Source organism: Amycolatopsis coloradensis (assembly GCF_001953865.1).
Lineage (GTDB): Bacteria > Actinomycetota > Actinomycetes > Mycobacteriales > Pseudonocardiaceae > Amycolatopsis > Amycolatopsis coloradensis.
The window spans coordinates 364705-390724 of sequence record NZ_MQUQ01000003.1 but is presented as its reverse complement, the minus strand read 5'-3'; the positions used below and the strand labels follow the sequence as shown (position 1 = coordinate 390724).

The window sequence follows — 26020 nt, the reverse complement described above, 5'->3', positions numbered from 1 at the left end:
GATCTCAGAGGCGGGATTGGTAACCGCTGACCAGGTCGTCAGCGGCGGAAAGGCGCGTCAGGAGGTTTTCGATTCCCTCGTCGGCCTGCGCCAGCTGCGACGGCACCCATGGCACGGCCTGGGCCTGTGGTTCCACGATGGCACGCCTGGACTCTTCGAGCAGGCTTCTGGCCCGCTCGGCATGAGCACGTCCGTCGGCGAGGCCGGTTTGGACGGCCGCCAGCAGCTGGTGCAGTTCCTCGAGGTACATGCTCAGAGGCGGGTCGAGTACGACTCGGCCGACGAAATGCCCGCCTGGATGGTGCTCACCAAACCGTTGATGCCCTGCAGCGCCTCGGCGAGAAGCCCGTGTGCCTGGCTCACCTCGTGCTGACTGCTGCCCTGGGTGGCTTGGGAAAGCGAAAGCTGGGCTTCTTCGAGAGATTGCGCTGCCTGCTGAAGTGCGGCGATGCTCGCGGACGACTTCTCGTTCGCGAGCGCGATACCAGCGCGGATCTCTTCGACTCCGGCCATTTTGGCGGACTCCTTGGGACGTCGGGGGCTGGAACGACCACTGTTAAACTTAGCGTGATCAACTGACTCTGTTAAGTGAAGGTCTTGCTAACTAATCAACAAGGCCCCGGACGTCGGAACGTCCGGGGCCTTGCCGATGGCGGAGGATACAGGATTCGAACCTGCGAGGGCGTGAACCCAACACGCTTTCCAAGCGTGCGCCTTAGGCCGCTCGGCCAATCCTCCGTGGGGAACTTTAGCGTATGGGGTTCATACGCCGAGAAGGCGGGTCTGACCTGCGTTTGCGGCTTTCCGGGCTCACGTGGCCGCGGGGGTGAGGACGTCGGCGACGACGCAGGTGATGTTGTCCGGTCCGCCGCCTTCGTTGGCCAGGTCGATGAGCCTCGGGACGGTGTCGGAGGGATCTTGGAAGGCGCCGAGGACGTCCTTGATAACGGTTTCGACAACCGTTGCCGTTAACCCATCTGAGCACAGGAGAAGACGGTCGCCGGGGGCCGCGTCGAACGCCCAGATGTCGGCTTCGCCGCTACCGGTGCTCAGGAGCGCCTTCATGAGCAGCGAGCCGCGAGGGTGTCCCTCGACCTCTGAAGGGTCGATGCGGCCGTCGTCCGCGAGCGCCTGCGCGAGGGTGTGGTCGCGCGTGAAGCGCCGAAGCGTGCCGTCGCGGAGGAGGTAACCCTTGGAGTCGCCGATGTGGACGGCCGTGAAGTGCGCGCCGTCGAACAGCAGTGCGGTCAGGGTGGTGCCCATGCCGCGTGTCTCCGGTTCGCGCTCGGCGGTCGCGGCCAGCCGGCCGTCGATGGTGCGGAGGCCTCCGGTGAGCACCTCGACCAGGTCGACCTCCGCGAGGTCGAAGCCGCGAAGGTCCGTATCGAGTCTGGAGAGGACGCCGACCGCTTCGGCGCTCGCCACCTCGCCGTGCGGCTGGCCGCCGATGCCGTCGGCGACCGCGAGCAGTCTCGCACTGGCGTAAACCGAGTCCTGGTTGACCTGACGGCGCCGCCCGACGTCCGAGCCGGCCGCGTACCGAAGGGTGTACGTCATGGACCCCAGTAAAGCAGCTGTGTACTGAGTTCACAAACTTAGGGCTGGAATGGTCGGCTGTCGGTTACGATGCGCCGATGGAGGAGCAAGCCACCGTCAGCGCGGCGGACATCGCGCATATCGCCGGCGTCGGCCGCGCCGCGGTGAGCAACTGGCGTCGACGTTACGGAGATTTTCCGCCGCCCGTCGCCGGCACGGCTTCGAGCCCCCTCTTTTCGCTGTTCGACATCGAAAACTGGCTGCGCGAGCGCGGGAAACCGTTCGAGATCTCGCTCGGGGACCGGATCTGGCAGCGGCTGCGCAACCTCGGCGACGACCTGTGGCTCGGCGAACGGGTCGGCAGGGTGGGCACGTACCTGTCGCGCCGGGGTTCCGGGGAGGAGTGGGACTTCTCGCCCCGCTACGACGATCCCGAGCTGCTCGAACTCTTGGACCGCTTCGCCGACGAGGTGGGTGCGCGCGAGGCCTTCGAGTTCCTGTGCGAACGCTACGTCGAGGCGCATTCCCGTCAGCTGTCGGTCACGGCGGAACCGGTGGCCGCGTTGATGTCCCGGCTCATCGGTCCCGATCCCGGTGTCGTACTCGACCCCGCGTGCGGGCTGGGGACGCTGTTGCTCGCCTCCGGTGGCACCCGGCTGCTCGGCCAGACCGACGACCCGGCGCTCTCGTGCATCGCCGCGCATCGGCTGCTGCTCGCGGGCGCGGACATGGAGATGTACGGCGCGGACGCGCTGCCGATGGACTCCTACGCGGGAGTTCTCGCCGACGCCGTCGTCTGCGACCCGCCGTTCAACGATCGGGAATGGGGTTACGACGAACTCGTCGGCGATCCGCGCTGGGAGTACGGCCAGCCGCCACGCGGCGAACCGGAACTGGCGTGGGTGCAGCACTGTCTCGCGCACGTGAAGCCCGGCGGGCTGGTCGTGATCCGCATGCCGCCCGCCGCCGCGGCGCGCCGGACCGGGCGCCGGATCCGCGGGAACCTGTTGCGGGCCGGGGCTTTGCGCGCGATCGTGACGGTCGGCGGCGCGGATCTCTGGCTGCTGCGGCGCCCGGAACCCGGCAAGCGGCCGCCGTCCCGGTTGCTCCTGCTGGCCGATCCGTCCACTGTGGAGGAACAGTGGCGGGAACACCTGCGGGGCGCCGAAGTGCCGGGCGCGGTCCGGATCATCGACCTCCTGGACGACGAGATCGACCTTTCCCCCGCCCGTCATCAGGAACGGGACGAACACGTGGGCGAGGCCTTCCTCGAAGTCCGGCGGCATTTCGAGGGGATCCGGCCGGAGCCGCCGTCGCTGGCGGTGTCCGGCGAGAAGCCCGCGTTCACCACGATCGGCGAGTTGCTGAAAGCCGGGGTGCTCACGGTGCCGGAGTCGGTGGAAGAGGGTGACGTCGTCGCGTCGCCGGCCGTGCCCGCGTATGTCCACAGTGGAGCGTCGGCAACGGTGGAGCCGCCGATGTCGAAGTACCGTACCGATCCGGAACGGCTCGACGCCGCGTTCCTCGCCGGCTGCCTGCGCGCGGCCGGACAGATCGCGCCGACCTCGTCGACCAGGATCGACCTCAAACGCACCCAGATCCCGCGCCTGCCGATCGAGACACAGCGGGTCCACGGGGAGGCGTTCACCCGGCTCGCCGCCTTTGAGGACGCCCTGCGTGAGGCGGCGAAATCGGGCATGGAGCTGGTGAGGCTAGGCTTGGCCGGACTGATGGAAGGTCAACTGAGGCCGGAGAATTAGGTTGCTGATCGCCGATCGCTACGAACTCGACGAGCTGCCGCTCGGCCGGGGTGGGATGGGCGCGGTCTACGCGGGCCACGACCGGCATCTCGGCCGCCGCGTGGCGGTCAAGTTCCTCGGACTTCCCGGCGGTCCGGACGCCGAACTCGAACAGCGTTTCATCCGGGAGGCCCGGATCCTCGCCACGCTGGAACACGCGGGCGCGCCGACATTGTACGACTTCGGCACCTACGACGAGCGGTTGTTCCAGGTCATGCAGTTCATCGAGGGGGTGACCGTCGCCGATCTCGCCGCCGAGCACGGGCCGCTGCCGGTGCCGTGGGCGGCCGCGATCGCGGCGCAGGCCTGCGCCGTGCTGTCCGCCGCGCACGCGCTGTCCATCTGTCACCGCGATCTCAAGCCCACCAACCTGATGCTGTGTCCCGACGGCAGTGTGAAGGTGCTCGACTTCGGGCTCGCGATGCTGCGCGAGACCGACGTCGCCCAGTTCACCCGCGCGGGGCAGATCCTGGGCACGCCCGCGTACATGGCGCCCGAACAGATCCAGCGCGGGGTCGCCGGGCCGCGCAGTGATCTGTACGCGCTGGGTTGTGTCCTGCACGAAATGCTGACCGGCAGGCAGCTGTTCACCGGCCCGACGGCGTACACGGTGTTCGAGAAGCAGGTCAAGGAGAGTCCGGCCGAAGTGGACGGTGTCCCGGGTGGACTGAACGGCCTGCTCGCGGAACTGCTGGAGAAGGAACCGGAACGGCGTCCCGCCGACGCGAACGAACTCTTCGGGCGGCTGGCCGTGTTCGCGCGGGACCTGCCGCCGCTGCCCGGCTATCTTGACGAAGGCGCCAATCCGGGCAGGATGTACGCGCGGGTCGTCGGCCGCGTGCCCTGAGACGCGATCGTGACCTTCCGATCAACAACCCCGGATGGGTGAGTTCCGTCTTTACCCATGTCAGACGCACTACGGACGATCGGGGGTAAGGGTCGTGAAGAAGTTCCTGGTGGGGGTGACCGCATTGGCCACGGCGCTAATGCTGACCGCCTGTTCCGGCAACGCCGGCGGCGGCGCGCCCGGTGGCGGCGCCGTCGCGCAAGGCGATCCGGCGGGCGGAACCACGACCACGTCGGCGCCGTCTTCCTCGTCCGCCGCGTCGACCACGTCGTCCCGGCCGCCGAGCAGCAGCAGTTCCCAGCCGAAGCCGAAGCTGACACCGTCTTCGTCTTCGAAGCCCAAGCCGAAGCCCACGCCGAAACCGGCGGCCAAACCGGCCGCGAACGTCGCCGACGTTCCGTGCAAGGCCGCGCTGGCCTCGCCGGGCGTGAGCGCCTGCGTGGATCTCTCCGCGCTGAAGACGTGGCTGCTCCAGGACGGCAAGGTCATCTACGGCCCGGTCAAGCAGTTGCCCGGCAAGAAGGGCCACGCGACGCCGACCGGTGTCTTCCACGTTTCGGCCAAGGTCAAGAACTACCACTCGAAGCAGTTCGACGCGCCGATGCCGAACTCAGTGTTCTTCCTGCCGGGTATCGCGTTCCACACCGGCAGCCTCTCGGTGTACTCGCACGGCTGCATCCACCTGTCCGCGGCGGCCTCGCAGAAGTACTTCACGACCCTGCAGAACGGCGACGTGGTGCAGGTCGTGGCCTGACCTCTCAAGTCCGTGAAGGCCTCCGTCCTTGCGCCTAGGTGCGGGAAGGGGGCCTTCACCACGTCCAACGGGCCTGCGAGGCGCTGGGCCTCGCTCGGCTGGGAGCGGTCGTATCCGCGCTACCCGGCGACGGACGAGTTCACCATCCCCATCGGACGCCGGAACAGCTTCCAGGCGGGCTACCTCACCTTGAACCGGAGCACGGGGCAGGTGGTCGACCGACGCTGTTGATCACAGTTTGATAAAGCCACTCGAAAGTGTGAAATGCCCACCTTGGCCCCGTCGATGAGACGTTCGACTGGGGAAAGGGGCTTCTGCATGCCTTCGAGATTCCGTGCGCTCTGTCACGCCCTCGTGACACTCCTGATGGTGACCTTGCTCGTGCCGTTGACGTCCACTCCTGCGTCGGCGGCGCCCGTGCTACCACCCGGCTTCGTCCTTCGTGACCAGCCGAGCGGGCAGGCCGCCTACGACCTGACCGACTTCGCCTACCTGCCCGACGGTTCGATCCTGAGCACCGGAAAGGGCGGCAACGTCGCCTGGGTGTCCACCACCGGCCAGGTCCAGACCATCGCCAACCTACCCGTCCGCAGCACCGGAGACCTCGGGCTGGTCGGGATCGCGATCGCGCCCGACTACGCCACCTCTCGCACGATCTACACCGCCCGCGCGGTCGACGTCGCCGGTGGCGGTATCGCTATGCGCGCCTCGCGCTGGACGGTGTCCGGCACCGCCCAGCCGACCGGGCTGACCGCGGAGAAGGTGCTCATCGAGGGCGCCGCCAACACCGACATCCACGGCATCACCGGTGTGGTGGCCGCCCCCGACGGCACGGTATGGGTCTCGACCGGCGACAGCTCCCGGTTCCAGGGGCAGGCCGACCCGTTCGCGCTGAACGTGCGCGACCTCGACAAGATCTTCGGCAAGATCTTCCACGTCACCGCCGACGGGGCAGGCGTGCCGGACAACCCGTACTACACCGCCGCGAACCCGAACTCGTTGCGCTCCAAGGTGTTCGCGAGCGGCTTCCGTAGCCCGTTCCGGTTCAGCCTCGACGCCAGCACCGGGCTTCCGGTGGTCGGTGACGTCGGCTGGGGCACCTGGGAAGAGATCAACTTCGTCCAGAAGGGCGCCAACCACGGCTGGCCGTGCTTCGAAGGCAACCAGCCCGCCGACGGTTTCTCCGCGATGCCGCAGTGCGCCTCGGCCGTGAACACCCCGCCGATGCTGGCGATCCGTCATGGCCAGGGCGTCGACAACGGCAACAGCGTCACCGGCGGCATTGTCTACAATGGAGAGTCGTACCCGGAGGAATACCGGGGCGCGTACTTCTTCGGTGACTACGCCACGCAGAAGCTGTGGACGGCCAAGTACGACACGCAGGGCCGGGTCGTCCGCCAGCAGGAGACGCCGCCGAAGTTCACCGGCATCGGCGGTCCGGTCAAGTTCCTGGCCGCGGCCAACGGTGACATCGTCTACGCCGACATCTACAGCGGCAAGCTGCGCCGGCTGAGCTACACCACCGGGAACAAGGCGCCGGTCGCGGTGGCCACGTCCGCGACGAACCCCGAAACCCGCACGGTTTCGTTCGACGGCAGCGGTTCCTACGACTTCGACAACGACCCGCTGACCTACGAGTGGAACTTCGGTGACGGCACCACCGGTACCGGGGTGAAGGTCAACCACACCTACCCGGCCGGCACCGAGAAGTTCACCGCCAAGCTGACGGTGAAGGACGGCCTCCAGGCGTCCGGCAGCACGGATATCACCGTGGCTCCCGGAAACAACTCGCCGAAGCTCACCATGACCGACCCCGGCGACCGCCTGTTCGCGGTCGGCGAGGAGGTCAAGGTCGGCGCGACCGTCACCGACACCGAGGACGGCGCCCTCCCGGTCACCTGGACCACGCTGGTCCGGCACTGCCCGGAGAACGCGGTCTGCCACGCCCATCCGGACCGCGGCGGCACCGGCCCCGAGTTCGCCATGCCGTTCACCGACCACACGGACTCCAACCTGGAGTTCACCGCGTCGGCGACCGACAGCGCCGGTGTCACGGTTTCGAAGACCTACGTCGCGAAGCCGAAGGAACACCGGCTCACCCTGACCAGCAACGTCGCCGCCGCGCTCGGCATCACGCCGGAAGGCGGGGCTGCTTCGGCGATGGTGGTCGAAGGCGCGACGGTGGAGATCCAGGCGGCCGAGGTCGCTTCGGACGGTTCGTCGACCTTCACCGGTTGGTCCAACGGAGCCACCGGGCGGCTGACCAACGTCACCATGGGCACCACCGACCTGACGATCACGGCGAACTACATCACGCCGATCGACAAGCGCTACCGCGACGAACCCGCGCTGGCGCAACGACTCGGCGCGCCGACGGCACCCGAGGCCGTCGACGGCACGGTCCGCTTCCGCACCTACGAGCGCGGGCGGCTGTACTGGTCGAAGGACACCGGCGTCAAGCAGATCGAGGGCGAGATCCTCAAGAAGTACCTCGCCGCGGGTGGGCACGCGGAGTTCGGCCCGCCCGCGACCGACGAGATGATCACGCCGGACACCACCGGTCGCTACAACGACTTCCCGGTGTGGCCCGGCAAGATGCAGTCGTCGATCTACTACACGGTGAAGACGGGCGCGCATCCGGTGTTCGGCCGGATCCGGGCGAAGTGGAAGGCGCTGGGCGCCGAGGCCGGTGAGCTCGGCTACCCGACCACGGACGAGAACGTCACGCCCGACGGGGTCGGCCGGTACAACCACTTCAGCAAGAACGCCTCGATCTACTACACGGTGCAGACCGACGCCAGGGCGATCTGGGGCCGGATCCGTGCGAAGTGGGAGCAGCTCGGCTGGGAAGGCGGTCCCCTCGGGTACCCGTCGACCGACGAGTCGACGACCCCGGACGGGGTCGGCCGGTACAACCACTTCACCAAGGGCGGGTCGGTCTACTGGACGATGGCGACCGACGCGCACGCGGTCTACGGCGCCATCCGGCAGCGCTGGGAGGCGCTCGGCTGGGAGGCCTCGTACCTGAGGTACCCGACGAGTGACGAGATGTCCGTCTCCGGCGGGCGGCAGAACAACTTCCAGGGCGGTTACGTGTTCTGGAACGCTTCCAACGGTGCGGTGACCGACCGTCGCTGGTAGGTAGCCCAAGTACCTGAAGGCCCCCTTCCCTGCGCCAGGCGCAAGGAAGGGGGCCTTCATGTACTTACGGGAGCAGGTCCGCTGGCGAGGTTCCGGCGGAAGTGAGCGGCAGGCCGAGCGCGACCCGTTCGGTGAGCCAGCCGCTCGGCCGGTAGCGCTGGTCGCCGGTGCTCGCGACGAGTCCGCGCAGTACCCGCAGTACGAGTTCCGGGCCCGCCTCCTGGCCCCAGGTCAGCGGTCCGCGTGGGTAGCCGAGGCCGAGCCGGACGGCGGTGTCGATGTCCTCCGGTGTCGCGAGCCGTTGTCCGGCGATGAAACAGGCCGTGTTGACGATCGACGCCAGCAGCCGCTGCGCGATCGGGGCGGGGCCGTCGCGGACCACGGTGACCGGCAGCCCGGTCGCGGCGAGCGCGCCCCAGGCGGTGCGGCCCGCGGCCGGGTCGAGCGCCGGGTGGACCGTAAGCGTCAGGCGTTTCCCGTAGCCGCCGAGGGGATCGACCCCGACGACCCGGTCCGCCGGGAGACCCGCGGCCAGCGCGGCGTCCACAGTGGACGAACCGATCGGGCTCACGATCAGGACGGTGTCCGGGTAGGCCGTGTGCACGACCTGGATCCCCACCGACGAGAGCAGTGTGCCGAGACGTTCGTCTTCGACCCACACCGGCGTCGTCGGCGCTTCCGGGGCGGACGGCTCCGGGTCGACCTGCTGGACGCCGTCGACGTAGCGGTAGAAGCCCTCGCCGCTCTTGCGCCCGAACAGCCCGGCGGCGACGCGCGGGCGAGTCAGCCAAGACGGCCGCAGCCGCGGTTCCCCGTGGAAGCCGCTCCAAATGCTTTCGAGCACGGAGTGCGAGACATCGAGACCGGTGAGGTCCAGCAGTTCAAACGGACCGAGTTTCACTCCCAGCACGTCACGTGCGACGCGGTCCACCTCAGCCGGGCTCGCGATCCCTTCGGCGAGGATCTGGAGTGCCTCGGTGCCCAGTCCACGGCCGACGTGATTGACGAGGAAGCCCGGCGCGTCACGCGCGAGCACCGGTTCATGCCCCCAGCCGCGGACGAGTTCGGTCATCGCGGGCGGCAGCCAGTCCGCGGTCCGCGCGCCGGGCACGATCTCGACCAGCCGCATCAGCGGGACCGGGTTGAAGAAGTGGAGGCCGAGCAGCCTGCCGGGATCGGTCAGCGCGGCGGCGATCTCGGTGACCGAAAGCGAACTGGTGTTGGTGGCGAACACGGTGTCCGGGCCGCAGACGCGTTCCAGTTCGGCGAACAGCGCTCGTTTGATCTCCAGGTCCTCGCGGACCGCTTCGACGACGAGGTCGACACCGTCGGCGGGGGCCAGCGGGCCGTCGACCGCGATCAACCGTTCTTTCGCGGACGCGGCGGCGTCCTCGGTGATCTTGCCCTTCGAGGCGAGTTTGCCCAGCATTGCGCCGATGTGGTCGATGGCCTCGCCGACGGCGTCGGGCCGGGCGTCGGCGAGCTCGACTTCGAGCCCCGCCGTCACGGCGAGCTGGACGATGCCCCGGCCCATCACCCCGGTTCCGATGACCCGGATCCTGCCGACCTGCTCCGCCCACTTCTCCACCGCGAGCCGCCTTTCCCTCGATGCCGTCCCGGCGTGACGTTAGCCGCCACGCGGGTTTCTCGCCCGGACGGGTGATCCGTGCCCGACCGGCGTAAGGCCGCCGGGCCGGCGCGGTCCCCTCCGCGAATACCGAGTGTTCCGCGTACCACCCCGAAGGGAAACCTCCCATGGTCACCGTCCCCGCCGCCGCAGCCGTCCGGACCACGCCGTTGCTCCTCGTCGCCGTCTTCTTCGGCGCGGTTTCCGCCTTCTTCGCGAGCCAGGCGCTGTGGCCGCTCACCGCGCTGGCCGTCCTGGTCGCCGTCGCCGTCCTCGCCGGTGGGGTGTGGCTGGCCGGTCGTAAGGGGAGTCGCGAACTCTAAGATCGCCGTGTGACGGCGAAACGCTTGACGCGGGAGGAAAGCCGCGAGCAGACCAGACAGCGGTTGCTCACGGCGGCCGCCGAGCTGTTCGCCCAACGCGGGGTCAACGGCACGTCCGTCGAGCAGATCGCCGAACGGGCCGGATTCACCCGCGGGGCCTTCTACGGCAACTTCGACGGCAAGCACGAGCTGGTCGTCGAACTGCTGCGCCGCCGGACCCAGCGCGAGGCCGAGGAGGTCACCGCGTTGCGCGACGGCGTCGGCTCCTTCTCCGAAATGATGGACCGCCTGCGCGCGTGGAACGTCGAGCGCGCCGAACATCTCGGCGGCTGGCTGACCCTGCGCACCGAGCTGGCCCTTTACGCGCTGCGGAATCCCGAGGCGCGCCCGCTGGTCGGCGAAGGCGAGAAGTCGACAAGGGCACTGCTGGAGACATCGGTCAAGACCGAACTCGCCGCGCGGGGCGTGGTACCGCCCGCCGACCCGGCCTTCCTCGCGCTGATCCTGCACGCGCTCGAGGACGGGCTCCTGCTGCAACGCTTTCTCAGTCCGGAAGGGACCGGCGACGAGGACGTGGTGGACGCGGTCCAGTTGCTGATGCGGTCGTGGACCGCGCTCAGCCGGTCATCCTGATCCCGGTGAACTCGGCCATCTGACGGATCCCGTGCGCGAAGAAGGCGTCCGGCGGGTCGACGCTGCCGACGTACTGTCCGAACAGCTCGAAGTTGATCATCCCGAACAGCTGGGTCCAGGCCATGATCAGGCGGGAAGCCGTCTCGGGGCCCAGGTTGACCTTGAGGATCTCGGTGACGGAGCCGAGCTGGCGCCGTAGTTCGACGGGCATCTCGCCGACTTCGGTCTCGACCCGCAGGTCGGCGTCGCGCAGGATCGCGACCAGCGCGAACGCGACCCGGCCCGCGGGCGTGACGGTGTCCTGCGGCGCCTGGTAGCCGGGGATCGGCGAACCGTAGATCAGCGCGTACTCGTGCGGGTGCGCCTTCGCCCAGGCGCGGACCGCGTGCCAGATCGACTCCCACCGTGCCAAGGAGGGCTTCCCGGCGTCATCGGCGGCCTCCGCGGCCTCGCCGACGGCGTTGTAGGCGTCGACGATCAGGGCTGTCAGCAGCTGCTCGCGGCTGGAAAAGTACCGGTAGAGCGCCGACGAGACCATGCCCAGCTCCCGTGCGACGGCACGGAGGGAAAGACCGAGCGCGCCGACTTCGGCGAGCTGGCGGCGGGCTTCGTCCTTGATCTCGCGGGTGAGCTCGGCGCGGGCGCGTTCGCGCGCGGTCTGGGTGGCGGCCATGCGCCCACCATAGAGCATCGCACCTAAACGAGAGCAGTGCTCTTGACATAACGCAATGCTCTGATGTTCACTGCTCTCAATAGAGAGCGCCGCTCTCGAAAACTGGAGGAAATGAAATGACCACCGTCACCCGCTACGTCAAGCCGGCCAAGGCGACCAGCGCGTTCAACGAGGGCGTGCTCAAGCTGACGAAACTCGGGGTGAGCTTCCTGGGGAGCCGGGTGCTCACGATCCGCGGCCGCAAGAGCGGTGAGCCGCGCTCGGTCCCGGTCAACCTGCTCGAACTGGACGGCGAGCGCTACCTGGTGGCCCCCCGCGGCGTGACGCAGTGGGTGCGCAACCTGCGCGTGGCGGGTGAAGGACAGCTCAGCGTCGGGCGCCGCACCGAGACCTTCACCTACACCGAACTCACCGACGACGAGAAGCCCGAGATCCTGCGTGCCTACCTCAAGCGCTGGAAGTTCGAGGTCGGCGTGTTCTTCGACGGGGTCGACGCGAAGGCGTCCGACGAAAAGCTGCTGGAGATCGCGCCCGGCTACCCGATCTTCAAGCTCACCTAGCGTGTCGTCCACCTGATCACGCGTGATCAGACCCGTAACTCGCGTGATTGGACCCGTAACTCCCGTGCTTGAAGCCGTGACACGCGAGTTACGCCTCCAAGCACGTGAGTTCCGTGCCCAAGCACGCGAGTTCCGCCTTCGATCACGTGAGTCGGCCATCTGGGCACGTGAGTCGGCCATCTGGTCACGTGAGTCGGCGATCTGGGCCCGAAGTCAGGCACCTACTCGTCGGTGGGCGCCCGCTTCGAACCGCGGGCGGTGGCAGCCACCAGCACCACCCCGATCAGGAACGCGACCAGCCCGATCAGGAACCACAGCTTCTGCCCGGTCATGAAACTGCCGGTCAGCACCCCGGCACCCTGAAGCACCCAGACGCCGCCCACCAGCAGGAAGACCAGTCCGATCGTGAGCGTGACCCAGCGCTTCATCCGCAAGCTCCCTGCCTCGACGTGTCCTCCGGATTCTGGCACCGGGAGCCCCGTCCGGCGAAACCGATCACCGGCCGCCGACGAGACCGTTCCGGTAGGCGTAGACGACGGCGTGTACCCGGTCGCGCAGCCCCAATTTGGCGAGGATACGGGAAACGTGGGTCTTCACCGTCTCCTCGCCCACGTGCAGATGCGCGGCGATCTCCGCGTTGCTGGAGGCGTCGGCGACCAGCAGGAGGACTTCGCGTTCGCGTGAGGTGAGCCGTTCCAGCTCAGCCGGTTCGGCGGCGACGGGCTCGATGCTGGTGGCGAAGGCCGACACCAGCCGCCGGGTCACCGTCGGGTCGATCAGCGCGTCGCCGCGCGCGGCCACTCGCATCGCCGAAACGAGTTCTTCGGGCGCGAGGCTCTTCAACAGGAAACCGCTCGCACCGGCCCGCAGCGCGCGGTACACGTACTCGTCGGAGTCGTAGGTCGTCAGCACGAGGACCCGCGTGTCGTTGCCAGGCGCGGACATGATCGCCTCGGTCGCGGCGAGACCGTCCAATTTGGGCATCCGGACGTCGAGCACCGCGACGTCCGGGCGCAGCGCGGCCGCCTGCGCGATGGCCTCCCGTCCGTCGGCCGCCTCACCGACGCAGTCGAAGTCCGCCTGGGTGTCCAGCACCGCGCGCATCCCGGACCGGAACATCGCGTGGTCGTCCGCCAGCAGAACCCGGATCATTCCGCCTCCAAAGGAAAACCGACTCGAACCCGCCAGCGCCGCCCGTCGTCGAGCGGTCCGCATGCCACCTGCCCGCCGAACAGCGCGACCCGTTGCCTGATCCCGGCGAGACCACGTTTCGTCGACTCGGCCGAGGTACGCCGGGGCGGCCGGCCGAATTCGTTCGTGATCGTGAGGACGACTTCGGTCTGCCGGTAGGCGAGGTCTATTTCCAGGGTTCCGCCGGAGCCGTGCCGGAGCGCGTTCGTCAGCGCCTCCTGCGCGATGCGGTACAGCGCGACGTCCACCGAGCCCGGCAGTTCCCGCGGCCCGCCGTGACTGGTCAACCGCGCGGGCAGCCCGGCGGTGCGGAGGTTGTCGAGCAGCTCGTCGAGATTGTCCAGCCCAGGCTGCCGCTGCGCGTCCCCGTTCTCCCTGCCGTGCAACAGATCCAGCAGGCGCCGGAGGTCGGCCATCGCGGCGCGGCTCGAAGATTCGACGGCGGAGAGCGAACGCCGGACGGCGGGTTCACCCTCCGGCAGTCCGAGCCGTGCGGCGCCGGCGTGCACACCGATCGCGCTGACGTGATGGGAGATCACGTCGTGCAGGTCCCGGGCGATCGTCGTGCGCTCTTCGGTGACGGCTCGGCGCACAGCCTCGGCTTCGTGCTGCTGACGTTGTTCCTCCGCGCGCTGGAGATCGGCGATGTATGCGCGCCGCGCGGTCGTGTAACGGCCGACCATCCACGGCAGCAGTCCGCTCACCCCGACGTCGATGAGCAACAGCCGCCAGTCGCGATCCCCCCGGTCGACCGGGATGAGGTTGCCGGCGACGAGCCCGGCGAGCATCGCCGCCAGAGCCGCCAGCGCCGGTTTGGCCGACAGCCAGGCGCCCGCGCGGTAACCCGCGATCAGCACGCCCGCGTTGGTGGCCTGCAAGTAGTGGTCGTACGGGAAGAGCAGGAGCGGCGCGGCGGCGAGCAGTACGCCGTGGGCGGCCGAAACCCAGCCGGAATACCGTGACGGCCCGGCCAGCGCGCTGTTCGCGAGGATTCCGCCGAGCAGGATCACCCACACCTGCCAGCCGAGCGAAAGCGGTGGTCCGGCGATGAGGAACCGCCCGGCGTCGGCGACCAGGCAGACGGCCGCGACCGCGCAGGCCTGTCTCGCCAGCGAACCACTGATGTCCCGCACGCGCCCAACTCTGCCCTATTTCGGTGGACAGGGGTTCCTAAGATCGAAAGCCATGGGGACGACGAAGACGCCCGTGCTCTGGACGACCGGGGCGCCGGGCGCGGGGAAATCCACCACCGCCTGGGGTTTGTACACCCGCGTCCTCGAATCGGGCGGCAACGTCGCGTACGTCGACATCGATCAGCTCGGGCTCATCGGCCCGCCGCCGGGCGGAGGCGACGCCTCGCACGCCATCAAAGCGGCCAACTTGCTGCGGGTCCTGGAGATCCTGCGCCGCCGGGGTGCCAGGCAGCTCGTCGTGTCCGGGGTGGTGGATCCGGAAAACGGTGTCGAGCGGTCCTTCGAGGGCAGCGACTTCGCTCTCACGCTCGTCCGGTTGACGTGCGATCGCGATGAACTCCGGCGCCGGTTCCTCGAGCGCGGTTCGCCCTCCGAGGCGCTGCCCGACCTCTTCGCGGTGGCGGATGCCTACGACCGCACCGGTTTCGGCGAGGAGATGGACACGACCGGGCAGCGACCCGGTGAAACCGTGGAAGCCCTGTTCCGGCGCTGTCTCGTGGCCGACGGGCCGGTCCGCCCGCCGGATCCCGTGGAGCCGCATCCCGGACCGGTGACCGTGGTGACCGGCCCGACGGCGGTCGGCAAGTCGACAGCCGCGTGGAGCGTGCTGCGGGACTTCTGGCAGCGGGAGACGCCGGTCGCCTACGTCGATCTCGCGCAGTTCGGGTTCGTCCACCCGGGCCCGGATCCGGCCGTGGAGGCGGCGAACCTCGCGGCCGTCTGGCGCGGCTACCGCGAGGCCGGAGCGCGGCGACTGCTCGTGGTGGCCAGGGAATTCGGTCCGGAGCACCGGCAGGTCTTCGAGGAGGTCACCGTCGTCCATCTCGACGCGGACGCCGCGACCCTCACCGAACGCGTCGGGCGCCGGGCCGAGGGCGAATCCGCGTTGCTGGCGGGTGACGAGTTACGCGGCGCGCCACCCGGTGTGCGGGACCGGGTGGCCGCCCGCGCGATCGCCGAGGCGGCCCGGATGCGGCGCGACCCTGGCCCTCGCGTCGTCCTCGACACCTCCGGGCAGAAGCCCGGCGAGACCGCCGCCGCACTGCTCGACGTCGTCCGTCAGTAGCCGCGCCGGGGGCCGTCCTGGCCCGGCTGGCCGCCGTTCTGGCCGCGCTGGGTCTGCCCGGCCTGCCCGATGGTCGTCGCCGTCGCGGTGTTCCCGGCGACCTTGGCGGTCACCGTCACCGTCTCGCCGGTCTTGGGATCGCCGGTCTTCCGGGTCGACGTATCGATCGTGTACGCCTGTTTGTAGCCGTCCTTGCTGGTCAAGCTGACGGATGTCGCGCTGATTTCGGTGATTTCCCCGGTCTGCAGCCGTTCGGTGGTGTAGCCGCCCTTGCCGTCGGAGACGACGAAGTCGCCGTGCAGCGTGTCACGTGGCACGCCCCCGCCGGGGCCGATGAGCATCCGGCCGCCGCCGGGGCCGCCCATCATCCCGCCCTGCCCCTGTTCGGCGCCGTTCGCGACGGTCCCGGCCCAGATGGCGGCCCCGCCACCGGCGGCGATCACCACCGCCACCCCGGCCGCGATCGCGGTCTTGCGGCCCGACCAGGCCTTCTTGGGTTCACCTGCCGGCGCGGGCGCGCCCCAGGCGGCGGTCTCACCCGCCGGGGGCTCGGCGGGTTTGGTCGGTTCGGTCATCAGGTCGCCTCCGTGTCCTCGGTTGCGGCCATGCTCGCCGCCGTCGCTGTGCGGAAGCTGTGCCGCCGGTGGGCACGCGCTGTGATTCCGATCCGAGGCCGATTCCGGCATGCTTTCCGGTGTGGGTCGGCGAGTCGGTGTCCTGGCGATCGTGCTCGTGCCGTTGTGCCTCATCGCCCTCCTGATCGCCTGGCGCACCGGTGCCTTCCAAGGCACGCCGCCGGCGTTCTGCCCGACGGCCCAGGACAGCGACGCCACCGCGGAGACCTACGAGCTGCCGGGCCGGGCCGCCCCGTACAGGGGTGGGGCGCCGCATCCCTTGCTGGTCTTCGATGTTCGTCAAATCGAGCCGAGGGATTCGGCAGGCCTCCGGCTGGACGGCGACATGGAGGACGTCACCGGCGAAACCGGCCTGCCGCCGGACTGGCGGGCGACGGGCGCGACCGAACCCGGGATCCAGCTGATCGTCTGCCAGTACCGCCACGGGGTCGGCGATGGCGAGGAAATCGGCCGGTGCCGCAACGCCCTCTTCACCACCGCCCCGGTGCTCGCCGCGACCTTCACCTACCGGGTCTACGAGGCGGCGACCGCGAAACCCCTTGGCCGCTTCGACCTGCCCGGTACCGCGTACACCTGCCCGGAATGGATGAACCGGCGCTCCGAGCAGATTCCGACGTACGTGCTGCCGAAACCGGATCCGGCCGCCCTCGCCGAGCGCCTCCGCCCGTTCGCCACGGCCGGGTGATCGTTCACAGGAAACGCACAGCCGGGACACAGGGAAGCCTCAACGGCACCACCCAGGATGGCACCATGACCAGTGTGAACGTCCCTTCGTCCGGTTCCGCGAAGGCAGGCCTGCGCCGTGCCGACGGCAGCCCCGTGCGGGTGCTGGTCGTCGACGACGAGGCGACCTTGTCCGAACTCGTGTCGATGGCCCTGCGCATGGAGGGCTGGGACATCCGCACCGCCGCCGACGGCATCGAGGCGGTCCGCGTCGCCAGGGAATTCCGGCCGGACGCGGTGGTACTGGACGTCATGCTGCCGGATATGAACGGCCTGGAAGTGCTGCGCCGCCTGCGATCCGAGTCGCCGAACCTGCCGGTGCTGTTCCTCACCGCGAAGGACGCGGTGGAGGACAGGATCGCCGGCCTCACCGCGGGCGGCGACGACTACGTCACCAAACCGTTCAGCCTGGAGGAGGTCGCGCTGCGGTTGCGGGCGCTGCTCCGGCGCGCGGGCGGGGTCGCCGGGCCGAGCGGTTCGACGCTGGTCGTCGGCGACCTGACCCTGGACGAGGACAGTCGCGAGGTGTACCGCGGCGGCGATCCGGTGCCGCTGACCGCCACCGAGTTCGAACTGCTGCGCTACCTCATGCGCAATCCGAAACGCGTGCTTTCCAAGGCGCAGATCCTGGACCGGGTGTGGAGCTACGACTTCGGCGGGCAGGCCAACATCGTCGAGCTGTACATTTCCTACCTTCGCAAGAAGATCGACGCCGACAGGGAACCGATGATCCACACGATGCGCGGCGCCGGGTATGTCCTCAAGCCCGCGGGCTGAGCGGCCTTGGTCCCTGCGGCGGCGGCTGATCGCGCAGGTCGCGGGGCTGCTCGCGCTCGTCTGCCTGGTGGTGGGCGTGGCGACCGAACTGGCGTTGCGGGACTTCCTGATCGACCAGCTCGACTCCCGGCTCGACGAAACCAGTCAACGCGCCAGCCGTCCGCCGCCACCGGGCCGTCCTGGCGGGGAAAGGGTTCCCGAGGGCTTGCGGGCCTACGGGCAGAGCACCGGTTCCCTGTTCGTGAACGTGTTCCCGGACGGTCGTGTGCTCGCCGCCGTGCTGCGGTCCAGCTACGACGCGAAGGTCACCGATCCGTTCCCGCACGACGAGATCACCCGGGCCCAGGTCGACACGCTTGTGCGGTCGAAGCCGGGAAACGAGCCGACCGACGTGGACCTCGGGTCGCTCGGGGAGTACCGCGTGGTGGCGAAGCAGACTTCCAACGGTGGCATCGCGATCACCGGACTGCCCACCAAGGACGTCACGGACACCTTGTGGAACCTGGGTTTCATCTTCGGCGGGGTGGCCATCGGCGGCATCCTGCTGGCGGGCGCGCTCGGCGCCGTCACGGTGCGGCGCACCATGAAACCACTCGACCGGCTGGCCGCGACCGCGTCCAGGGTCGCCGAACTTCCCTTGGACCGCGGCGAAGTGGCGTTGTCCGAACGAGTGTCCGAGGTGGACACAGATCCGCGGACCGAGGTCGGCAAGGTCGGCTTCGCGCTCAACCGCATGCTCGGCCACATCTCCCACGCGCTGTCCGCCCGCCAGGCCAGTGAGAGCCGGGTGCGCCGGTTCGTCGCGGACGCCAGCCACGAACTGCGGACCCCGCTCGCGGCCATCCGCGGCTACGCGGAACTCACCCGGCGCTCCGGCTCCGAAGTGCCGCCGGACATCGCGTTCGCGATGGGCAGGGTGGAGTCGGAATCGACGCGGATGACCGGCCTGGTCGAGGATCTGCTGCTGCTCGCGCGGCTGGACTCCGGCCGTCCGGTGGTGCGCGGGCCGGTCGATCTGTCCCGGCTGGTCGCGGACGCCGTCGCCGACGCGCATGTCGCCGGACCGGGGCACAAGTGGCTGCTGGAGGTTCCGCCGGAACCGATCACCGTCCTCGGCGACGCGGATCAGCTGCACCAGGTGGTGATCAACCTGCTTGGCAACGCCCGTACGCACACCCCGGCCGGTACCGAGGTCGCCACCTCTCTGTCCATTGTGGATTCCGTGGTGACACTGTCCATTGTCGACGGTGGGCCGGGGATCCCGCCGGAGATCCTCCCGGACGTCTTCGAACGGTTCGCCCGCGGCGACGATTCGCGGTCGCGGGCGGCGGGCAGCACCGGACTCGGACTGGCCATCGTCGCGGCCGTGGTCGCCGCGCACGACGGTCAGGTGAGGGTCGCCAGCCTGCCGGGGCGGACGGAGTTCCAGGTCCGGTTCCGGGCCGCCTGACTCAGGGCGTCCATTCGCTGTTCGCGCCGCACAGGATGACGCAGGGCAGTTCGCCGTCGGTCCGCCCGGCCAGCCAGGCGGCGAACGGGACCGCGGCGGCCGGTTCGACGGCGAGCCGGAACTCCTCCCAGAGCCGGTCCCGCGCGGCGAGCAGCTCCACTTCGCTGACCAGCACGGACGTCACCCGATCCTGGAGCACCCCGAGCGGGACGGCGCCGATCCTGGTCGCGCCCAGCGCGGACGCCGCCACCGAGTCGATCTCCACGTCCACCGGCTCACCCGCCTTCAGTGCCGCGCCGAGCGCGCGGCACCGCTCCGGCTCGACGGCGAACGTCGGCACCCCGGACAGGGACGTCCCGGCGACCAGGCCACCACCGCCGACCGCGACCAGGAACGCGTCGACGTCCGGGACGTCCTGGACCACTTCGGCCGCCACGGTGCCCTGACCTGCGACGACGGCGGGATCGTCGTACGCGTGCAGGTACCGCGTACCCGGCTCAGAAGCGGCTTCGAGCGCCTTCGTGGCCGCCTCGGCGTACGTCGCGCCGTGGCGGATGAGCTTCGCGCCCGCGGCCTCGATCCGGGCCGTCTTCGCCTTCGGAGCCGACTCCGGCACGTACACCGTCGCGGGCACACCCAGCAGCGCAGCCGCCGTCGCCACGCCCAACCCGTGGTTGCCGCCGGACGCCGTCAGCACCCGCTCCGGCAACGGCTCGCTCACCAGCGCGTTCACCGCGCCCCGCAGTTTGAACGACCCGCTCCGCTGCAGATGCTCCAGCTTGAGGACCAACGGCCGTCCGTCGACCTCGGCACGCAACACCGGCGTGCGTCGTACGAACGGGTGGACGGCTTCGGCGGCTTCGCGGACATCGGCCCAGGTCGGAGTGCTCATACCCCCCACTGTCCTCCATGTCCGGACCGGAGTGACTACACTGGTCCTCGGACCCCGCGCGGCGTCCATCTTGTGAACCTCCCCAGGGCCGGAAGGCAGCAAGGATAAGCAAGCTCTGACGGGTGCGCGGGGTCCCCTTTCATGTGGCCCCCCACGCCGCCTTCAGAAGATGCCGAAGACGTCCTTCGGCGGCACCGGGGACGGCAGGGCGTCCGCGTCGGTGACCGGCCGCGCCTTGCCTTGCAGTTCGCGGAGGTCTTCGCCCGCGACGCAGCGGGCCGGGTACGCGGACGACGCGGCCCGGCGGGTCAGGTCCGCGACCGGAAGCTCGACGCGAGACGCGGCGACCACGATGTTGCCGAACCGGCGACCTCGGAGGACGCCTGGTTCCGCGAGCAGGGCGAGATGCGGGAACGACGTCGCCAGGGTCGCCAGGAACCGGCGAAGGAACGGCAGGTTCGGGCCGTCACTGACGTTGGTGACGTAGGTACCGGCCGGGCGAAGGACCCGCGCGACCTCGTTCGTGAACTCCACGGTCGCGAGCCCGTCGGCGAACACCCCGCGTTCGAAGGCGTCCACGATGACCAGGTCGGCCGAAGCGTCGTACCTGCCGGAGACGCCTTCGCGGCCGTCGCCGACACGCACCTTCAGTCCCTTCAGGCCGAGGTGCTCGCGGATGAGCGCGACGAGTTCGCCGTCGGCGTCGAAGACCAGCTGTCGCGAGCGGGGTCGCGTCGCGGCGACGTAGCGGGGGAGCGTGCAGGCCGCGCCGCCGACGTGCAGCGCGTCGAGTGGGCCTTCGCCGAGGCAGTCGACGACGTCGGCGATCCGGCGGATGTAGTCGAACTCGAGATCCGTGGGATCGTCGAGGTTGACGTGCGATTGGGCCACGCCGTCGACGGAGATCATCCAGGCGTTGGCACGGTCGGCGTCGCGGAGCAGTTCGGCGGTGCCGAAGCGGACCGGATACGTGCCCGGGGTCGGTGCTGGTCTCACCTTGTCGGCCCCTCCCGGTACTCTCGCCGCGTGGCATTAGCGCTGTACCGAAAGTACCGTCCGGCTACCTTCGCCGAGGTCGTCGGGCAGGAGCACGTGACCGATCCGCTGCGCACCGCGCTGGCCGCGGGCCGGATCAACCACGCCTACCTCTTCTCCGGCCCGCGCGGCTGCGGCAAGACGTCGAGCGCGCGCATCATGGCGCGGTCGCTGAACTGCGCGAAGGGTCCGACGCCGGATCCGTGTGGCGAGTGCAACTCGTGCCGCAACCTGGCGCCCGAGGGCCCCGGCAGTGTCGACGTCACCGAACTCGACGCCGCCAGCCACGGTGGCGTCGACGACGCCCGTGAGCTGCGGGACAGGGCTTTCTACGCCCCGGCGGACTCGCGCTACCGCGTCTTCATCATCGACGAGGCGCACATGGTCACCACGCAGGGCTTCAACGCCCTGCTGAAGATCGTGGAAGAGCCGCCGGAGCACCTGATCTTCATCTTCGCGACCACCGAACCGGACAAGGTGCTGCCCACCATCCGGTCGCGGACGCACCACTACCCCTTCCGGCTGATCCCGCCCAAGTCGATGCGGGAACTGCTCGAAAGCAACGTCGCCGCCGAGGGCGCGCAGGTCGAACCCGCGGTGTACCCGCTGGTCATCCGCGCGGGCGGCGGTTCGGCGCGGGACACGCAGTCGGTGCTCGACCAGCTACTGGCGGGCGCCGGGCCGGACGGCGTCGACTACTCGCGCGCGGTGTCCCTGCTGGGCGTCACGGACGTCGCGCTCATCGACGGCATGGTCGACGCGCTGGCCGCCGATGACGCGTCGGCCGTGTTCGGCACCGTCGAGAGCCTCGCCGAGGCCGGGCACGACCCGCGCCGGTTCGCCACCGACCTGCTCGACCGCCTGCGCGACCTGGTGATGCTGCGTTCGGTGCCGGACGCGGGCGAGCGCGGACTGGTCGCCGCACCCGACGACGAACTCAAGAAGATGAAGGAGCAGGCGGGCAAACTGGAGCCCGCCACGCTCTCGCGCTACGCCGACATCGTCCACAATGGACTTTTGGAGATGCGGGGCGCGACCTCGCCGCGGCTGGTGCTGGAACTGCTGACGGCTCGGATGCTGCTGCCGTCGGTCGCCGAGGGCGCCGACGCGCTGCTCGCCCGTCTCGAACGACTCGAGCGCCGCGCGGCTTCGGCACCGGCGTCCGCTCCGGTCGCCCAAGCCGCTCCGGTCGCTCCCGCTGCCCAGTCCGCACCGGCGGTTCAGGCCGCGCCCGCTCCCGCTGGTGAGCTCGTGCGCGAGTTCCAGCGGCCGTCGCGACGGGCCGCCGCCCCCGCTCCCGCCCAGCAACCGGCCCCGGCCCAGCAGCCCGTCGCGCGACCCGAACCGGTCGCCGAACGGCCAGCCGCGCCCGCGCCCGCTCCGGCGGCGGCCGCCGCGGCCTCGACGGGCGGGACGGACGTGGACGGCATCCGCGGCCGCTGGCCGCACGTGCAGGCCGCGATCCGCAAGGTCCCGGGCGGCGCCGTCACCGGGGCGATGCTCACGCAGGCGAGCGTGGTGAGTGTCGATGGCACCGCCGTCACCCTCACGCACAACGCGGAACCCGTGGCACGCAGGCTTTCCGAGCCGCAGCACCTGGAGCGCATCGCGGCCGCGTTCAAGGCGGTCTTCGAAGGAGACTGGCAAGTACGGTGCGTCCATGGCGCCGCGCAGACCCGGCAGGCCGCCGCGCCCAAGGCCGCGCCCGCGCCGTCCGCACCCGAGCGGTCCTTCACCCGCCGGTCCGCCGAGGCACCCGGCGCCGCCGCTCCCACGCAGCCGCCCCCGCCTCCCGAGCCGAAGCCGGAGCCTCAGCGGCCGAAGGTGGCGACCACCGAGCCGGACATCCCGCTCCCGCCCGAGCCGGTCGAGGAAGACGAGGATCTCTACAACGAGGACGCGAGCCCCGCACCGCCGCCTCCGCCACTCCCGCCCGAGAAGGACCCTGAGGAGATCGCGCGGAAGCTGCTCGCCGACCACCTCAACGCGCGCCCCCTCGACGACCGCAATTAGTCCTCTAGTGGCGGTAGTTGCGCGTGCAAGGACCGCAACTAGAGGACTAATTGCGAGGGATGATCAGCCTTTGAGGTAGTCGGCGATGGCCTTCGCGATGACGGCGGCGTACTGCTGACGTCCTTCTTCGCTCGACATCGCCGCGGCTTCGGCGGCGTTGCGCATGTTCCCGCATTCGACGAGCGCGGCAGGCCGGGTCGAGAGGTTGAGCCCGCCGAGGTCGGCGCGCGGCGCGAGCCCGTTCGTGCCGAGGTAGGTCGACGTCGGGAAGCCGCCCGCGCGGATGCCGTCCCGCAGCGCCGTCGCCAGTCTCGTCGAGGGCTCGCCTTGCTGGGCGTTCAGGGGCGGGGCCGAATAGGCGACGTGGAAGCCGTGCGCGCCGTCGGAATTCGAGCCGTCGGCGTGGATCGACACGACCGCGTCCGCCTGCGCGTCGTTCCCGATCGCGGCGCGTTCGTCGACGCACGGTCCGACGCCGGTGTCGTTCTGCCGGGTGAGGACGACCCGGACTCCCTTCGCGGTCAAGGCTTGCGCGATCCGCTGCGAGACGTCCCAGGTGAACGCGTGCTCGGGATATCCGGAATTCGTCGCGGTTCCGGTGGTGTTGCACGGTTTCTTCTTCCCGCGCCCCGCCGGGACCTGTTTGTTGATCTCGCCGGGCTTGCCGGCGTTGCCGCCGTTGTGCCCGGGATCGAGCACGACGACCTTGCCGGTCTTCGGCTGCTGCGTGCTCGAAGGCGGCGCGCTCGAAGGTGGCGCGCTCGGCGCGGAACTCGGCTGCGGAAGGGTGGTGAGGACGGTGGTGGTCCCCGGTGGAGCAGGGGCCGACGGCGGCGCGGCCGGGGTTTCCACGCCGCACGCCGTGAACAGCACCAATCCGATCGCCATCACCAGGCTCAGCCGTCGTCGCACGGCGCCAACGGTGCCATACGCGTGACGGCTAGGCTGGGAGGCGGCACAGGATTTTCCAGGAGAGGACCGATCGGATCATGGTGCAACCCGGTGGCGGCTTCGACCTGTCGCAGATCATGCAGCAGGCCCAGCAGATGCAGCAGAAGCTGGTCGAGGCCCAGGAAGAGCTGGCCAACACGGAGGTGACCGGCACTTCCGGTGGCGGTCTCGTCACCGCGACCGTGTCCGGTGACAGCCAGCTCAAGTCGCTGGCCATCGACCCCAAGGTGGTCGACCCCGACGACGTCGAGACCCTGTCCGACCTGGTCGTCGCGGCCGTGCGGGACGCCTCGGCCAACGCGCAGAAGCTCACCGAACAGAAGCTCGGCCCGCTCGCCGGCGGCCTCGGTGGCGGGATGCCGGATCTCGGCGGCTTCCCCGGGCTCGGCGGCTAGCTTGTACGAGGGTGTCGTCCAGGATCTGATCGACGAGCTCGGGCGACTGCCCGGCGTCGGTCCCAAAAGCGCGCAGCGGATCGCCTTCCACCTGCTGGCGGCCGATCCCGCGGATATCGCGCGCTTGCAGGAAGTGCTCGGCAAGGTCAAGGAAGGCGTGCAGTTCTGCGAGGTCTGCGGCAACGTCTCGGAGCAGGAGACCTGCCGGATCTGCCGCGACACCCGCCGCGACCTCACGGTCATCTGCGTGGTCGAGGAGCCGAAGGACGTCCTCGCCGTCGAGCGGACGCGGGAGTTCAAGGGCCGCTACCACGTGCTCGGCGGTGCGCTGGACCCGTTGTCCGGCATCGGGCCGGAGCAGCTGCGGATGCGTGAGCTGCTGGCGCGGATCGGCGGCGCGGAGATCAGCGAGATCATCATCGCGACCGACCCGAACACCGAAGGCGAGGCGACCGCGACGTACCTCGTGCGGATGCTTCGCGACTTCCCCGGCCTGTCGGTGACCCGGCTCGCTTCGGGGCTGCCGATGGGCGGGGACCTGGAGTTCGCGGACGAGCTGACGTTGGGCCGGGCCCTCTCAGGACGGCGGGCTCTCTAGTCTCCGGATGTTATGAACGGACCTTTCATAACAAATTTTGTTATGAAAGGTCCGTTCATAACACGGCCTGGAGCGCGTCAGCAGTAGCCGAGGCGCGCCAGCGTGTCGACGATGATCTCCGACGGGTGGAACTTCTCGACCCACGACTCGCCGCGACGGTTCTGGTAGGTGTCGAGGAAGTTCTGCAGCTTGTCCCCGCGCATCTCGGTCAGCACCACGGTCTCGCCGAGGTGCTGCGGCGTCTCGGTGCGCTCGCGGTGCACGGCGCACGGCAGGCCGAGGTAGTAGCACTCGGCCGACAGGCCACCGGAGTCGGTGACGACGTATTCGGCGCGCGCGACCAGCGGCAGGAACTTCAGGTACCGCATCTTCGGCTGGATGATGAAGTTCTTCTCGTCGAAGAGGTTCGCCAGGCCCAGCGCGCGGATCTTCTCGCGCTCGGGCGCGCCCGCCATGTAGAGGATCGGCATCTGCTTGCTCTGCTCGCGCAGGATCTCCAGCGCCTCGCGGTACTTGTCCGCGCGCGAGACCAGTTCGAAGCGGTGCAGGGTGGCGAGGCCGAACTTCTCCGGCAGCCCCTCGAGGTCGAGCGGTCCGTTGATCGCGAGCCGCATCGCGTCGATCGCGGTGTTCGCCTCGGTGTCGACGACGACGCCGCGGGCGTTGCGGAGGTTGTTCACTTCACGCGCGCTCGGCGCGAAGTGCATGTCGACGATCTTCGCGGCGATCTTCCGGTTCAGCTCCTCCGGCAGCGGCGACATGATGCTGCCCGACCGCGCGCCCGCCTCGACGTGCCCGACCCGCGACTTGAGGATCCGCTTCCCGATGAGCGAGCCGTACGGCGTGGTGAAGGTGTCCCCGTGCACCAGCACCAGCGGCGGACGGCCGTCCTCGACCAGCGCGGCCTTCAGCTCGGCGCGGCGGCTCCACGCGGTGCGCAGCACCTGCGCGGCCCAGCCCGGCACCTGCGCGGGCGATTCCAGGTTGTGCGCCTTCTCCTTCGGCACCAGCCAGACGTCGGGCTCCGGGAGGTTCAGGTCGGCGAGCACGTCCGAGACCTCGTCGACGTGCTGGGCGGTGAACCAGATCTTCGGCCGGACCCCGCGTTCGAGGATGCCGTGGTAGACCGGCGCGATTTTGATCAGTTCCGCCGTGGTGCCGAGAATGAAGGAAATCACCGGGATGGCCATTCTGTCGGGGTCTGCGGT

General features: G+C 69.6%; 27 protein-coding genes, 1 tRNA gene and 1 other RNA gene. 15 read left to right on the top strand and 14 right to left on the bottom strand.

What is annotated here, in order from left to right:
* Positions 1-4: 4 nt before the first annotated feature.
* The 4 genes from BS329_RS05430 to BS329_RS05415 form a co-directional block, all read right to left on the bottom strand.
* On the bottom strand, positions 5-250 hold the full coding sequence (locus BS329_RS05430) for a hypothetical protein (protein WP_076156140.1): 246 nt from the start codon (positions 248-250) through the stop codon (positions 5-7).
* A gap of 2 nt (positions 251-252) precedes the next feature.
* Positions 253-513 carry a hypothetical protein gene (locus BS329_RS05425; RefSeq protein WP_076156138.1) on the bottom strand — a complete coding sequence of 87 codons (261 nt, stop codon included), beginning with the start codon at positions 511-513 and terminating at the stop codon, positions 253-255.
* A 137-nt stretch (positions 514-650) separates the two neighbouring features.
* Positions 651-738 (bottom strand) — tRNA-Ser (locus BS329_RS05420).
* Positions 739-810: 72 nt separating this feature from the next.
* On the bottom strand, positions 811-1557 hold the full coding sequence (locus BS329_RS05415) for a PP2C family protein-serine/threonine phosphatase (protein WP_084749390.1): 747 nt from the start codon (positions 1555-1557) through the stop codon (positions 811-813).
* Positions 1558-1634: 77 nt separating this feature from the next.
* Between BS329_RS05415 and BS329_RS05410 the strand changes: the two genes are divergently transcribed.
* The 4 genes from BS329_RS05410 (at position 1635) to BS329_RS05390 (ending at position 8077) form a co-directional block, all read left to right on the top strand.
* A complete protein-coding gene (locus tag BS329_RS05410) occupies positions 1635-3296 on the top strand; it encodes an N-6 DNA methylase (RefSeq protein WP_076156135.1) in 1662 nt (553 codons plus the stop codon).
* Position 3297: 1 nt separating this feature from the next.
* Positions 3298-4182: a serine/threonine-protein kinase gene (locus tag BS329_RS05405; protein ID WP_076156133.1), complete on the top strand. Its 885-nt coding sequence runs from the start codon at positions 3298-3300 to the stop codon at positions 4180-4182.
* A gap of 94 nt (positions 4183-4276) precedes the next feature.
* Positions 4277-4936, top strand: a complete 660-nt coding sequence (locus BS329_RS05400) for a L,D-transpeptidase (RefSeq protein ID WP_076156132.1) — start codon at positions 4277-4279, stop codon at positions 4934-4936.
* A gap of 318 nt (positions 4937-5254) precedes the next feature.
* The gene (locus tag BS329_RS05390; RefSeq protein ID WP_076156128.1) at positions 5255-8077 is read left to right on the top strand and encodes a PQQ-dependent sugar dehydrogenase; all 2823 of its coding nucleotides are present in this window, start codon (positions 5255-5257) and stop codon (positions 8075-8077) included.
* Positions 8078-8141: 64 nt separating this feature from the next.
* Here the strand turns inward: BS329_RS05390 and BS329_RS05385 are convergent, their stop codons facing one another.
* Entirely contained in the window at positions 8142-9665 is a 1524-nt protein-coding gene (locus BS329_RS05385; RefSeq protein ID WP_076156127.1) for a 3-hydroxyacyl-CoA dehydrogenase, read from the bottom strand.
* A 167-nt stretch (positions 9666-9832) separates the two neighbouring features.
* On the opposite strand from BS329_RS05385, the gene BS329_RS05380 reads away from it, so the two are divergent.
* On the top strand, positions 9833-10027 hold the full coding sequence (locus tag BS329_RS05380; RefSeq protein WP_076156125.1) for a hypothetical protein: 195 nt from the start codon (positions 9833-9835) through the stop codon (positions 10025-10027).
* A 9-nt stretch (positions 10028-10036) separates the two neighbouring features.
* Positions 10037-10660 carry a TetR/AcrR family transcriptional regulator gene (locus tag BS329_RS05375; protein ID WP_076156124.1) on the top strand — a complete coding sequence of 208 codons (624 nt, stop codon included), beginning with the start codon at positions 10037-10039 and terminating at the stop codon, positions 10658-10660.
* On the opposite strand, the gene BS329_RS05370 is transcribed toward BS329_RS05375, so the two are convergent.
* The gene (locus tag BS329_RS05370; protein WP_076156122.1) at positions 10644-11333 is read right to left on the bottom strand and encodes a TetR/AcrR family transcriptional regulator; all 690 of its coding nucleotides are present in this window, start codon (positions 11331-11333) and stop codon (positions 10644-10646) included. The genes BS329_RS05375 and BS329_RS05370 overlap by 17 nt on opposite strands.
* Positions 11334-11449: 116 nt before the next feature.
* Here BS329_RS05370 and BS329_RS05365 point away from each other — a divergent pair, with 116 nt between their 5' ends.
* A complete protein-coding gene (locus BS329_RS05365) occupies positions 11450-11893 on the top strand; it encodes a nitroreductase family deazaflavin-dependent oxidoreductase (RefSeq protein ID WP_076156120.1) in 444 nt (147 codons plus the stop codon).
* Positions 11894-12114: 221 nt separating this feature from the next.
* Here BS329_RS05365 and BS329_RS05360 read toward each other — a convergent pair whose 3' ends face one another.
* The 3 genes from BS329_RS05360 to BS329_RS05350 all read right to left on the bottom strand — a co-directional run bounded on the left by BS329_RS05360 (position 12115) and on the right by BS329_RS05350 (position 14217).
* Complete coding sequence (locus BS329_RS05360) at positions 12115-12321, bottom strand: hypothetical protein (protein ID WP_076156119.1); 207 nt, start codon at positions 12319-12321, stop codon at positions 12115-12117.
* A gap of 67 nt (positions 12322-12388) precedes the next feature.
* On the bottom strand, positions 12389-13045 hold the full coding sequence (locus BS329_RS05355; RefSeq protein WP_076156117.1) for a response regulator: 657 nt from the start codon (positions 13043-13045) through the stop codon (positions 12389-12391).
* Complete coding sequence (locus BS329_RS05350) at positions 13042-14217, bottom strand: sensor histidine kinase (RefSeq protein WP_076156115.1); 1176 nt, start codon at positions 14215-14217, stop codon at positions 13042-13044. The genes BS329_RS05355 and BS329_RS05350 overlap by 4 nt, the downstream gene beginning before the upstream one ends.
* 52 nt (positions 14218-14269) lie before the next feature.
* On the opposite strand from BS329_RS05350, the gene BS329_RS05345 reads away from it, so the two are divergent.
* Positions 14270-15343: an AAA family ATPase gene (locus tag BS329_RS05345; RefSeq protein ID WP_076156114.1), complete on the top strand. Its 1074-nt coding sequence runs from the start codon at positions 14270-14272 to the stop codon at positions 15341-15343.
* On the opposite strand, the gene BS329_RS05340 is transcribed toward BS329_RS05345, so the two are convergent.
* A complete protein-coding gene (locus tag BS329_RS05340) occupies positions 15337-15918 on the bottom strand; it encodes a hypothetical protein (protein ID WP_076156880.1) in 582 nt (193 codons plus the stop codon). The genes BS329_RS05345 and BS329_RS05340 overlap by 7 nt on opposite strands.
* Positions 15919-16039: 121 nt before the next feature.
* On the opposite strand from BS329_RS05340, the gene BS329_RS05335 reads away from it, so the two are divergent.
* The 3 genes from BS329_RS05335 to BS329_RS05325 all read left to right on the top strand — a co-directional run bounded on the left by BS329_RS05335 (position 16040) and on the right by BS329_RS05325 (position 18928).
* Positions 16040-16663, top strand: coding sequence for a hypothetical protein (locus tag BS329_RS05335; RefSeq protein ID WP_143252860.1), 624 nt, complete (start codon positions 16040-16042; stop codon positions 16661-16663).
* A 65-nt stretch (positions 16664-16728) separates the two neighbouring features.
* Complete coding sequence (locus tag BS329_RS05330; RefSeq protein ID WP_076156111.1) at positions 16729-17478, top strand: response regulator transcription factor; 750 nt, start codon at positions 16729-16731, stop codon at positions 17476-17478.
* Entirely contained in the window at positions 17456-18928 is a 1473-nt protein-coding gene (locus tag BS329_RS05325; protein WP_076156109.1) for a sensor histidine kinase, read from the top strand. The genes BS329_RS05330 and BS329_RS05325 overlap by 23 nt, the downstream gene beginning before the upstream one ends.
* Position 18929: 1 nt before the next feature.
* On the opposite strand, the gene BS329_RS05320 is transcribed toward BS329_RS05325, so the two are convergent.
* The gene (locus BS329_RS05320; protein WP_076156107.1) at positions 18930-19820 is read right to left on the bottom strand and encodes a serine/threonine dehydratase; all 891 of its coding nucleotides are present in this window, start codon (positions 19818-19820) and stop codon (positions 18930-18932) included.
* 46 nt (positions 19821-19866) lie between these two features.
* Here BS329_RS05320 and ffs point away from each other — a divergent pair.
* Positions 19867-19961, top strand: an RNA gene (gene ffs, locus BS329_RS05315) — signal recognition particle sRNA small type.
* A 21-nt stretch (positions 19962-19982) separates the two neighbouring features.
* On the opposite strand, the gene BS329_RS05310 is transcribed toward ffs, so the two are convergent.
* The gene (locus BS329_RS05310) at positions 19983-20816 is read right to left on the bottom strand and encodes a spermidine synthase (RefSeq protein ID WP_076156106.1); all 834 of its coding nucleotides are present in this window, start codon (positions 20814-20816) and stop codon (positions 19983-19985) included.
* Positions 20817-20846: 30 nt separating this feature from the next.
* Here BS329_RS05310 and BS329_RS05305 point away from each other — a divergent pair, with 30 nt between their 5' ends.
* On the top strand, positions 20847-22868 hold the full coding sequence (locus BS329_RS05305) for a DNA polymerase III subunit gamma and tau (RefSeq protein WP_076156104.1): 2022 nt from the start codon (positions 20847-20849) through the stop codon (positions 22866-22868).
* A gap of 63 nt (positions 22869-22931) precedes the next feature.
* Here BS329_RS05305 and BS329_RS05300 read toward each other — a convergent pair whose 3' ends face one another.
* Positions 22932-23756: an N-acetylmuramoyl-L-alanine amidase gene (locus BS329_RS05300; RefSeq protein ID WP_084749388.1), complete on the bottom strand. Its 825-nt coding sequence runs from the start codon at positions 23754-23756 to the stop codon at positions 22932-22934.
* Between the two features lie 101 nt (positions 23757-23857).
* Between BS329_RS05300 and BS329_RS05295 the strand changes: the two genes are divergently transcribed.
* Both BS329_RS05295 and recR read left to right on the top strand, forming a co-directional pair.
* Positions 23858-24214: a YbaB/EbfC family nucleoid-associated protein gene (locus BS329_RS05295; RefSeq protein ID WP_005166259.1), complete on the top strand. Its 357-nt coding sequence runs from the start codon at positions 23858-23860 to the stop codon at positions 24212-24214.
* A gap of 1 nt (position 24215) precedes the next feature.
* Positions 24216-24812 (top strand): recombination mediator RecR, encoded by a 597-nt coding sequence (gene recR, locus BS329_RS05290; RefSeq protein WP_076156102.1) that lies wholly within the window; start codon positions 24216-24218, stop codon positions 24810-24812.
* Between the two features lie 77 nt (positions 24813-24889).
* On the opposite strand, the gene BS329_RS05285 is transcribed toward recR, so the two are convergent.
* Positions 24890-26002 (bottom strand): UDP-N-acetylglucosamine 2-epimerase, encoded by a 1113-nt coding sequence (locus BS329_RS05285; RefSeq protein WP_076156101.1) that lies wholly within the window; start codon positions 26000-26002, stop codon positions 24890-24892.
* Positions 26003-26020 lie beyond the last annotated feature (18 nt).